The sequence below is a fragment of the Mucilaginibacter sp. 14171R-50 genome (assembly GCF_010093045.1).
In the GTDB taxonomy this organism is placed as follows: domain Bacteria; phylum Bacteroidota; class Bacteroidia; order Sphingobacteriales; family Sphingobacteriaceae; genus Mucilaginibacter.
The window spans coordinates 2,287,948-2,299,271 of record NZ_CP048115.1 but is presented as its reverse complement, the minus strand read 5'-3'; the positions used below and the strand labels follow the sequence as shown (position 1 = coordinate 2,299,271).

The 11,324-nt window shown below is 44.8% G+C and carries 10 protein-coding genes; 4 read left to right on the top strand and 6 right to left on the bottom strand.

Annotated features, from left to right (window positions below; translation table 11 throughout):
- Window positions 1-17: 17 nt before the first annotated feature.
- From gcvH to GWR56_RS10555, 6 genes are all read right to left on the bottom strand, one after another.
- Complete coding sequence (gene gcvH, locus GWR56_RS10580; RefSeq protein ID WP_162431215.1) at window positions 18-395, bottom strand: glycine cleavage system protein GcvH; 378 nt, start codon at window positions 393-395, stop codon at window positions 18-20.
- Between the two features lie 15 nt (window positions 396-410).
- Entirely contained in the window at window positions 411-2,024 is a 1,614-nt protein-coding gene (gene pckA / locus GWR56_RS10575) for a phosphoenolpyruvate carboxykinase (ATP) (protein WP_162431214.1), read from the bottom strand.
- A complete protein-coding gene (locus GWR56_RS10570) occupies window positions 2,015-3,292 on the bottom strand; it encodes an aminotransferase class I/II-fold pyridoxal phosphate-dependent enzyme (RefSeq protein ID WP_162431213.1) in 1,278 nt (425 codons plus the stop codon). Before GWR56_RS10570 ends, pckA begins: the two co-directional genes overlap by 10 nt.
- A gap of 28 nt (window positions 3,293-3,320) precedes the next feature.
- Window positions 3,321-3,731 (bottom strand): DUF983 domain-containing protein, encoded by a 411-nt coding sequence (locus tag GWR56_RS10565; protein WP_162431212.1) that lies wholly within the window; start codon window positions 3,729-3,731, stop codon window positions 3,321-3,323.
- An 89-nt stretch (window positions 3,732-3,820) separates the two neighbouring features.
- Complete coding sequence (locus GWR56_RS10560) at window positions 3,821-4,465, bottom strand: class I SAM-dependent methyltransferase (protein WP_162431211.1); 645 nt, start codon at window positions 4,463-4,465, stop codon at window positions 3,821-3,823.
- Window positions 4,466-5,041, bottom strand: a complete 576-nt coding sequence (locus GWR56_RS10555; protein ID WP_162431210.1) for a class I SAM-dependent methyltransferase — start codon at window positions 5,039-5,041, stop codon at window positions 4,466-4,468.
- A gap of 188 nt (window positions 5,042-5,229) precedes the next feature.
- On the opposite strand from GWR56_RS10555, the gene GWR56_RS10550 reads away from it, so the two are divergent.
- The 4 genes from GWR56_RS10550 (at window position 5,230) to GWR56_RS10535 (ending at window position 11,301) form a co-directional block, all read left to right on the top strand.
- Window positions 5,230-5,937 (top strand): Crp/Fnr family transcriptional regulator, encoded by a 708-nt coding sequence (locus GWR56_RS10550; protein WP_162431209.1) that lies wholly within the window; start codon window positions 5,230-5,232, stop codon window positions 5,935-5,937.
- A 430-nt stretch (window positions 5,938-6,367) separates the two neighbouring features.
- Window positions 6,368-8,368 carry a proton-conducting transporter membrane subunit gene (locus tag GWR56_RS10545; RefSeq protein ID WP_162431208.1) on the top strand — a complete coding sequence of 667 codons (2,001 nt, stop codon included), beginning with the start codon at window positions 6,368-6,370 and terminating at the stop codon, window positions 8,366-8,368.
- Window positions 8,368-10,395: a proton-conducting transporter membrane subunit gene (locus GWR56_RS10540; RefSeq protein WP_162431207.1), complete on the top strand. Its 2,028-nt coding sequence runs from the start codon at window positions 8,368-8,370 to the stop codon at window positions 10,393-10,395. Before GWR56_RS10545 ends, GWR56_RS10540 begins: the two co-directional genes overlap by 1 nt.
- The gene (locus GWR56_RS10535) at window positions 10,396-11,301 is read left to right on the top strand and encodes a respiratory chain complex I subunit 1 family protein (RefSeq protein WP_162431206.1); all 906 of its coding nucleotides are present in this window, start codon (window positions 10,396-10,398) and stop codon (window positions 11,299-11,301) included. It begins immediately after the preceding gene.
- Window positions 11,302-11,324: the final 23 nt, after the last annotated feature.

The following is an 11,324-nucleotide window of genomic DNA, read 5'->3' as shown; positions in this document are numbered from 1 at the left end:
TTTGTTTTTTATCGGCCTTATTTGCCGATTAGTTCCTTGTATTCATCGGCTGTCAGTAATGATTTTTTATTATCATCAGCTGTCAGCAAAACTTTAACCAGCCAGGTGGCGTAAGGCTCCTGGTTGATCAGTTCAGGCGATTTATCGATTGAAGGGTTGACCTCTATGATCTTCCCGGTTACGGGCATAAAGAGGTCGGAAACCGTTTTCACAGCTTCTACCGTACCAAAAACCCCTTCTTTCAAAATGATCTTATTCAGGCTGGGTATATCGAGGTAAACAATGTCGCCCAATTCGTTTTGAGCAAAATCTGTGATGCCTATTAAAGCATACTGGTTCTCAAAACTGATCCATTCATGGTCCTTGGTGTACATTAGATTTGATGGAAAATTCATTTTTTTTGATTTAATTTATTTGATGGACGGGATATCATGTACGGTCCTGATCTGCGGGCCGGCCTGCAGGATCGCTTCCGTAGCGTAATCCTTGTACTGTTTAAAGTTCTTGATAAAAGCGGCCGCCAGCTTTTTGGCCGTCAGCTGGTACTGGTAAGCATCAGCCCACTGGCTTTCCGGGTTCAGCAGTTCTGCTGGAACGCCGGGGCAGCTTTTTGGCACGGATAAGTTGAAGGTGCGGTCCCTGGCATATTCCACTCCTTCCAGCTCGCCGGCCAGTGCCGCGGCGATCAGCGCACGGGTATGCGTCAGCGCAATACGCTCGCCAAATCCATAGCTTCCGCCCGTCCAGCCGGTATTGACGAGCCAGACGCTGACCGGCTCTTTCTTCAGCTTTTCGCCCAGCATCAGCGCATAGCTCATCGGGTGAAGCGGTAAGAAAGGCTTGCCAAAGCAGGCAGAAAAAGTTGTTGTTGGCTCCGTGATACCGGCCTCTGTTCCGGCCACCTTGGCCGTATAGCCGGAGATGAAATGATACATGGCCTGGTCTATGGTCAGCCGCGATATCGGCGGCAGTACGCCAAAAGCATCCGCCGTCAGAAAAAAAATGTTCTTTGGGCTCTTCCCGATGGACGGTTCCGCGATATTCTCCATGTTATGGATCGGATAAGCCGCCCTGGTGTTTTCCGTCTCTGAAGTGTCAGCGAAATTGACCTGGTTGCTGTCAGGGAAAAAGCAGGTGTTTTCCAGCACGGTACCGTATTTGATCGCCCGGAAGATCTGCGGTTCCTTTGCCCTGGTCAGGTTAACACACTTGGCATAACAGCCCCCTTCAATATTGAATACCTGCGTGTCATCCCAGCCATGCTCATCGTCTCCGATCAGCTGCCGCTCCGCATCAGCGGATAGCGTCGTTTTCCCAGTGCCGGACAATCCGAAGTAGATCGCCGTGTCCCCGTCCTTGCCAATATTCGCGCTGCAATGCATAGGCAGCACTTTTTTCTGTGGCAGCAGGTAATTCAGTACCGTAAATACGCCTTTCTTGATCTCACCGGTGTAAGCGGTACCACCAATCAAAATGACCTTTTTGGCAAAATTGATGATGGTGAAATTCGCGGAATTGGTGCCGTCCTTCTGCGGGACTGCAAAAAAACCGGGCGCTGACAGGACCAGCCAGTCTTCCTTAAAATCAGTCAGCTCGGCCTCAGTTAACCTCAAAAACAGGTTGTTGGCGAACAGGGCCTGCCAGGGGAATTCGGTAATGACCCTTAAATTAAGGCGGTAAGCTTCGGCCGCGCAGGCGTAGCCATCGTTCACATAAAGTGTTTTATCTTCCAGGTAAGCCAGCATCTTCTGGTATAACTGATCAAATCCGGTCTTTGAAAATGGCTGGTTGACCTCGCCCCACCAAACCAGGTATTCGGATACCTCGTCATTGACGATAAACTTATCTTTTGGCGTCCGGCCGGTAAATACCCCGGTATCACACATCAACGCACCGGTGTCTGCGATGAACCCTTGCTTGGCGGCAAGCGTGTGCCTCACCAGTTCTGAAACCTTAAGGTTCCTGTAAATATCAGGATTCTTTAAACCCAGATAGCTTAAAGAAAATTTTGAAGTTATTGCCATAAATTGCTGGATAAAATTTGATCCGCCGCGTAAGACGGTTTTTCATGCGCGTCATAGGTGCCGTCGCTCAGGTTCTTCTTTATGACCTTAAAGGCAGCGATCGTCTGCTGAACATGATCAGGGGTATGGATAGCCGTCGGGATCAGCCGCAGGATAATGATACCCTGCGGAATAACGGGATAAACGACCATGGAACAGAATATATGATGATTTTCGCGCAGGTCCTCGACCAGCCTGGTCGCCTGATTGATCGAGCCGCTGAGGTAGACAGGGGTCACCGGGGATTCCGTGTTCCCGATATCCAGGCCCGCTCCCCTTAAACCTGCCTGCAGGGCTTTCGTGACCGCCCATAGCTTTGTCCGTAATTCAGGGTTGCTCTGTATCAGCTGCAGGCGCTGGTGCAATCCAAAGACAACCGGCATCGGTAAGGACTTGGCGTAGATCTGCGAACGCATGTTGTACCGGAGATATTGGATGATCTCCTTTTTACCGGATACAAAAGCACCGATAGCTGCAAAGGATTTGGCAAATGTTCCGAAATAAAGGTCGATAGAATCCTGAACGCCCTGGTGTTCCCCGGTGCCGGCACCCGTAGGACCCATTACCCCGATGCCGTGCGCGTCATCAACCAGCAGCGTGAAATTATGTGTCTTTTTGAGGAGGGCGATCTCTTTGAGTTTGCCCATATCGCCGCGCATCCCGAAAACGCCCTCGGTAATGACCAGTATGCCGCCATTGCTGACCGCTGTAAGTCTTTCCGCCCGGTCAAGCTGTTTTTCAAAATCAGCCATATCGTTATGCTTGAATACGAACCGCTTGCCCGCGTGCAGCCGGCAGCCGTCAATGATGCAGGCATGTGACTCCGAATCATAAACGATCACGTCATGCCGGTCAACCAGGCTGTCAATAATGGACAGCATTCCCTGGTAGCCATAATTGAGCAGGAAGGTATCTTGTTTGCTGACAAATGCGGACAGCTTCTTTTCCAGCAATTCATGCAGCATGGAATTACCGGTCATCATTCTCGCACCCATCGGGTACGCCAAACCGTATTGCTTCACACCCTCTTCGTCGGCTTTTCTCACAACCGGGCAATTCGCTAACCCAAGGTAGTTATTCAAACTCCATACTAATTTCTCTTTGCCATTAAACATCATATGGCTACCCAGCTCTCCTTCCAGCCTTGGGTAGGCAAAGTATCCGTGGGCATAGTAAGCATGCGCACCAAGAGGTCCTAATTTTGTCAAAGCTTTTTCTAATAAATTCATTTAATCGGTTTCAAATTGGTAATTCTCTTCAGGGCTTTCCTGTCGTCGCTGCCGGTATATCCAGTTCCGGGTGGTAGTGTACCTTCGGGGAAAGCCAATACAACAGGAACACCCTGGAATACCGGAAATTGACCGGTGACAAACCAAAAAGGCCGATCATAATCGCCGAGGTGTAAAGCCAGGGTGAATCGGTGTTCCCCGTGATGAGGTAAGTCAGGTAACATACCATTCCGCCCTCCATAATACTCAGGGCATAACTTACATACATCGCGGCATAAAAATAGCCCGGTTCAATTTCAAAGATCATCTTACAGCTTGGGCAATGGATGTTGATCCGGTTCGAGCCAAAACTATACATGCCGCCTTCAAACATCTTTCCCCGCCTGCAGCGCGGACATTTGGCATGAAGCATCGCCCACGATTTCGGTGTCTTTTCCATTTAAATGCGTTTGTTCATACCGGGTCGTTTTTAGTTGGTTTTTAATTCTCTTTTTTTAATTCATATAGCAGGGGCCTGAAGCCCGCTCCCTATTCCTTTACCCACATTTTCAGGACCCTGCTGTATGAATTGTCTACTAATTGATAACTTGCCGGTATTTGTTTATCCGGCGCATGAAAAGTGACCAGCCTGGTTCCTGCCGGACGGCTGCTCAGCATATCATGGATGAACTCCGTATAATGATTGTAAAGCTCAAAGGAAGTCCGTACCGAATAGTCTATCCGGCTGCCGGGCTCTATATTCTCATAAAAGGAATTGTAAAAATAAAAGTGGTCATAATTGTCATAGTTCAGCTCGGTCAGGTTGCCATAAGTAAAATGGACATTCTCCACCCCGACCTCTTCCTGGGCAGTTTTGGCGTGATTGAACAATTCTTTGCGCTGTTCAATTCCAAAAAACTCGGTGGCGGGATGATACACCCCCGCCGCGATGCAGAATTTACCGACCCCGCTGCCAATATCCAGCACACGACCGCCCGTTTTAGCCAGGAAATTACTGGCCTCCAGTGCAATATCCAGCGCGGTCCAGTGCATCTGCGACAGTTCACGGATATGCGGGGGGTATAAAGTGTCAAAAGCGGCGTCCTTTCGGAAGTAGGAAATATTTAAAGTATCACTATACATTGCTAACAGTGTGTTAAATTTGAAATAGGTTTTAAGATTAAAAAAGTTCATTTATTCCTTGATCCACAGCCGGAGCAAGGTATCGAACGACAAATCGGCCAGCTTAAAGTCATCCGGTATTTCTTCACCGAGACTCTGGTAAGTGACCACCCTGGTGCCGGGTGGTTTCATTTTGAGTACAGAATGTAAATACTGCGTATAATAATCATAAAGGCTATAGGACGTTTCAATCGTATCGTCAATGGCATTTTTCTGGTCTATATTTTCATAGAAAGAATTATAAAAATAGAAATGATCAAATTCGCTGAAATTGAGCTGCGTAAAATTGGCGTGGATAAAACTGGCGTTCTCCAGTCCGAGATACCTTTTGGCAGTTTTGGCATAATGCACCAGCTCATGCCGCTGCTCAACCCCGAAATAATGCGAATCCGGGTTATGATGCGCCGCCGTCAGGCAGAATTTCCCGATACCGCTGCCGATATCCAGGATCTTAGCCCCACTAACAGCTAAATATTCGGCTGCTTTTTTTGCGATGGCAATAGGCGTCCATTGCTTTTGGGACATCAGTTGAAAATGTTCGGGATATAGCCAGTCGAACTCCGCGTCATTGCGAAAGAAACAATCCATGGGGTTGATTTTTTTAAAAGGTACGATGATGCTTGTTTGACTGGCTTCCGGCTCAGGCGGGAAGGGAGAATATGGGTAAGCGTTGATCACATGCAAAGATACCCCGCCTTTGTGTACCTTTGACCGGGAAGATATCAGTGAAGAATCTGATATTTATCAGTTTTTTAATATTATCGTAACTTTGCACCATGAGCATATCCGGAATATTTCCTATTGACCGCTGGAACTTTACCACCCAGTCGATCTTAAACGTGCTTTCGGAAGAAGATTATAATTTTTTGATCAGCAACCAAACCGATCACCATTATCAGAAGGGTGACGTGATCTTCAGGGAGGGGACAGTCCCTTCCGGAATATTTTTAGTCCGAAGCGGCAAGGTAAAAAAATACAAGGTTGACCAGATCGCCAAAGAGCAGATCATTTATATTGCCAACCAGGGCGAACTGATCGGTTACCATGCGGTACTGTCCGAAGAACGTTACCCGGATTCGGCCGCCGCCATGGAGGATAGTCTGGTTTCCTTTATCCCAAAAGAAGATTTTGCGGACGTATTATTGCGCTCCCCGGTTTTCATGCAAAGATTGCTTAAAGCACTGAGTCACGAATTCACCGTACTTGCTAACAGTATTTCGGTTTTCGCGCAGCGTACCGGCCCTGAACGGCTGGCGATCGCGCTGATCGTACTGCGTGAAAAATCTAAAGATGAATTTAAGGAAGACCAGGAGATCGTGTTGAATATTTCCCGCTCGGACCTGGCCAATATTGCAGGGATCGCGTCGGAAAACGTCATCCGCCTGCTCAAAGAATTTAAAAACGAGGGCATCCTGGAAACCGACGGCCGTAAAATTATGATTAAAGATATCAAGCTATTGGTTAAACGCGCTAATTACAAATAAACCGGTAATTTATTTTGATAACCTTGCCCGCTATAATTGCCCCTTAAATTTTTAGACTTTGTCATCCGCGTTATTCCTATCATTCTAAATTCAGCATAAAGCCGGGATATGCACACCGGCAGGGGTCAGGTTACCCAACTTAGGAGTTGCGCTATGATCGCAAATAAAAGTTAATCCAGGCAGGTATACCTTATATATCCTGGTAACTATGATAAATATCAGTATTACGGCTGATGTTTTACCGCCCCATTCCATAAAATATACCGTATTTTTATCCTTATACGCAGAGCCGGTAAACGGACCTGCGCATACTTTACAAAAGGCCGGCTCACAGGCGTTTTATAATTTATTAAAAGAACAGCAAGAATTCATTTACCTCGTGAAAATACGTACAAGCGCCGCCACGAATTAAAAATCAGCTCCAATATTTATGTCCAACGGTTTGTTACTTTCTTTAGTCTTTTTGTTGCCGGCAGCAGGGATCCTCTCAATTGCTTTCCTTCCGCATTCAGCTAAGGCAAAAGCAAATTTTGTCTTCGTATTGCTCATCGCAGTGATAACCTCCATTCCCGCTGTTAAAGGTATAACCGGAAGCGCAGTTGATATTTTTATTGGAAATAATGCGGTCTTTGGAAATATTTCGATTCATATAGACGCTTTGTCTTCCTGGTTTATGCTCATCATAAATTTAACCTGTATCAATGGGGCTTTTTATGGAATAGGCTATATGAAAGAATATGATGAACAAAAGGCAAACCTTTCGATGCATTGGGTTTTATTTTTGTTGTTTCAATCGTCCATGCTCTGGGTCTGCATGGTACAGAATGGGCTGGCCTTTCTCATCGTATGGGAGCTGATGTCCATTTCCTCCTTTCTGCTGGTCATTTTTGAGCACAGGAACAAGACGACACTCCAGGCGGGGTTAAATTACCTGGTTCAGATGCATATTGGAGTACTTTTTCTTTCTGCCTCATTTATTTGGGTCTACTTAGCGGAGGGCTCCTTTGAGTTTTCGGCAATTGGAAAGTTTTTCTCCGCTAATCCAAACCTTTGGCTGTTTTTTCTTTTTTTTACCGGCTTTGGCATTAAGGCCGGATTTATTCCCCTGCATTCCTGGCTTCCACAGGCACACCCTGCAGCGCCTTCGCATATTTCCGGGGTGATGTCCGGTGTTATCGTTAAGCTGGGCATCTATGGAATATTAAGGATCGTCTTTTTCTTAAAACAGGATTATACCGTGATCGGTGAAATTATTATCGCCCTGTCCGTCCTTACCGGGTTGTATGGTATCCTGAATGCGGCCGTTCACCGGGATTTTAAAAAGATGCTGGCTTACTGTACGATTGAAAATATCGGGATTATCGGCATCGGAATCGGCATCGGATTAATGGGAATGGGCATCGGAAATTCCGTGTTGATTATTTTAGGGTTCACCGGGGCCTTGCTGCATGTTTTAAATCATTCCCTTTTTAAATCGCTTCTCTTTTTTTCTGCAGGTTCTGTTTATCAGCAAACACATACCCGTGACATGGAAAAGTTAGGCGGATTGATACACCGTATGCCGCAAACAGCCATATTTTTTCTGATTGGCGGTATGGCTATCGGAGGGCTGCCCCCGTTTAATGGCTTCGTTTCTGAGTTTCTGTTATACAACGCGGTCCTGCTGGGCATCAAATCCATCGGTATCACTTATATTACCCTGATGATATTTTCACTGGCGGGATTGGCTTTGATCGGTGGGATTTCCATGCTCACTTTTACAAAAGGGTTTGGAACGATCTTCCTGGGTAGCCCGCGAACCCATTTACACCAGCAACCAGGGGAAGTAACATGGCTCATGCGGCTGCCGCAGTATTTTATTTTAACCATCATGCTTTCTATTGGCTTATTTCCACAATTTTATTATTCAGTAGTTAGTGAAATTGTTGGGAAATTTATTCCGGTGGCTCCTGCAGGAAGCAGCGTGGTGCCAGGTGCTTTACTAACCAGCATAACCTCCATCGGAAGATTTGCGCTGCTGTTTATCGTGGTGTTCATTGGTATTTATCTGTTAAGGAATGCTCTTGCGCGGAGGCGGCCGGTATCGACCGGCCTAACATGGGGATGTGGGTATCCCGCTCCGACGCCGCGCATGCAATACACCGGAAAATCGTTTTCGAAGTCGCTCGGAAAACTATTAAATTTCATCATTCTGGAAAAGAATAAATATAAAGAGATAACAGCCAGCGAAATATTCCCGGCGGAAAGGACGCATTCATCGCATTACAATGATTTTTTTGCAGCAAAGATTTTTGATGGCATGGTTGACAAGCTGCTATTCTTCATGAATTATTTCAAGTTTATTCAAAATGGCAAAATTCAGCTGTATATTTTGTATGGTGCTCTTTTTATTCTGCTGATCTTTATAGGGACAATATTTAATTTCATCTGATGGGAAAGATTATAGCCTTTATCGTCATTATTCTGTTAGCCATCCTGCTTATCCCGTTTATAAGTGTGAAATGGAAAGGAATGATTACGGTAACGACTGTAACCTTCATAGCTATCCTCAGCGGAAGCTTAGCCTTTCAGGCATTGTCCGGTGAAAATGCTGAGTTTTTATTCACCGGCTCATCGGTAACCGGAGAAATCCCTGTCCGGATTGATGCTTTATCGGGTTGGTTTATAGTAATCATCAATTTTACCTGCATTACGGGGGCCATTTATGGGCTGCATTATATGAAAGCTTATCGATCACAGAAATCTAACCTTTCTCTTCATTGTATCAGTTTTATTCTTGTCCATTCAAGCCTGATCTGTATTTGTTCCCTGCAAAATGCGATAGCTTTTTTAATAGCCTGGGAAATAATGGCCTTATCCTCTTTTATCCTCATAATTTTTGAACATTATAAAAGGGAAACCTTAAATGCGGGTATCAATTTCCTGATCCAGTCTCATATTTGCATCATGTTTTTGACGCTGGGTTTTATCTGGGTGGCCATGCGCATGAACTCCTACGATTTTAAAGCTATCACGTTATTTTCTTCCGCTAATTCCTTGCTTACCGGGGTAGCCTTATTTTTATGTTTCTTTTTTGGTTTTGCTATTAAAGCGGGATTTGTTCCTTTTCATACCTGGTTGCCTTATGCACATCCGGCAGCACCGTCACACGTCTCGGGTATCATGTCCGGCGTAATCATAAAAATAGGCATTTTTGGCATGATGAGGATGCTGCTGCTCATCAAAATTGATTACCTCGTCATAGGTTATTTCATATTATTCATTTCCATTGTTTCGGGAATATATGGCGTAATGCTTGCCATTGTTCAGCACAACCTAAAAAGATTACTGGCTTATCACAGTATTGAAAACATCGGAATTATTGGGATTGGCATTGGCATAGGTTGCATCGGGGTTGGCATGGAAAATCAGCTATTAGCCGTACTGGGATTTGCAGGCGCTTTGCTGCATACCTTAAATCATTCTCTTTTTAAATCACTTTTATTTTATGGAGCTGGTAACGTTTATCAGTCCACTCACACCATGGATATAGAAAAGCTGGGGGGATTAAGCAAACAAATGCCGCATACGGCGTTTCTTTTTCTCATGTCAGCGCTTGCCATTTGCGGGCTACCTCCTTTCAACGGATTTATTTCAGAGTTTCTTATTTATAATGGACTGTTTACAGGGTTATATGCGTCAGACAATGCATTAACCTTGTCAGTTGTTTCGGGGATTTTTGCATTAGCACTGATCGGAGGGCTGGCGATGTTATGCTTTACAAAAGCATTTGGCTCTGTTTTTTTGGGTACTGCACGTTACAATTTACAGCATCCTGCGGAGGAATCCAATTTTGGAAAACTAATGCCAATGTATGCTGTGTTTATTTTAATAATAGCTATTGGGTTGTTTCCCAAACCATTTGTTATCGCACTTTCAGAACCCCTTCATTTATTTACCTATCATCTTCATAACAATATCCCGTTAGAAAGACTTCAAATAACGGCGACAATGTCGATGATTGGGTGGTGTTCTGTGGCTTTCTCAGGAATGGCCGGGCTTATATTTTTGTTGAGGAAAATCATGGTTAGTAATAAACCACAGACCATTAATGTTACGTGGGGCTGCGGGTATATTGCTCCCACTGCAAAAATGCAATATACCGCAAGCGCTTTCGTCCGAACTTACCGGAAACTTGCTGAACCTGTTCTTTCCATTCACAAAAAGAAAAAGGAAATACAGGGGATATTCCCAAAATCAGGCGGACAGGAAACGCACCCTTATGATAAAACGGAAGAATGGTTTATCGATTACCCTTTACAACAATTAAAGAAATTTTTTAACCGGTTTATTTTCCTTCAAAACGGGAACCTTCAATTTTATATATTATATGGCGTAGCTTTTATTACCCTGGTATTAATTGTTCCATTGGCGTTCGATTATCTAAAAGCATTAATTAAGTTCTTAAATCAACTATAGATGGTAAGTTTCATTTTAATTATATTGGCAAGTCTGGCTTTTACAGGTGTTATCATCCGTACCAAGAGCATTACGTCGGGCCGCAAGGGCCCCGGCATTTTTCAGCCGATGAAAGATCTGATCAGGTTGTTTAAAAAAGGAGCTGTATACAGCAAAACCACCAGTTTCATTTTCCAGGTAGCCCCAAGTATTTATTTTGCTTCCGTCCTTATAGCGATAATGGTTATCCCCCTGGGCCAATACAAAGGGATCATCTCTTTTGAGGGGGATTTTGTTTTTTTTGCGTATGTATTGGGTACAGGGAAGTTTTTTAGTATCATCTCTGCTTTAGATACAGGCAGCAGCTTTGAAGGTATGGGCGCAAGCCGCGAGGCCCTTTTTTCCATGTTTGCCGAACCGGCCTTTTTTATCCTGATGGGTTCGTTTGCCCTGCTTACCGGTCACACGTCATTCCAGGAAATATTCGCCTCATTGCATTTTGGCTCGTACATATCTTATATACTTGGCGTATTGGCAACGTTTGTCCTGGCTATGATCACGATGGTCGAAAATAGCCGGATGCCCATAGATGATCCCAATACCCACCTGGAACTGACTATGGTTCATGAAGTAATGATCCTCGATAACAGCGGCTTTGACCTTGGAATGATTTTATATGCCACCAGCCTGAAATTCGCCATGTACGGGGCATTGATCGCCAACCTGTTTATGGGCAGTTTCCCGATATATTTAATTATCCCTATATTTTTTGTTATTCAGCTGCTGTTTGCGGTTTCCGTTGGAATACTGGAATCCTTTACCGCAAGGTTCCGAATGAATCATAATGCGCAGTATATACTGGCCCTATCCTCCGTTGCTTTCCTGATTTTTCTTGGGGTATTGCTGGTTTTAGGACAATTTAATTAACGATCAAAAACAAAGCAAAACTA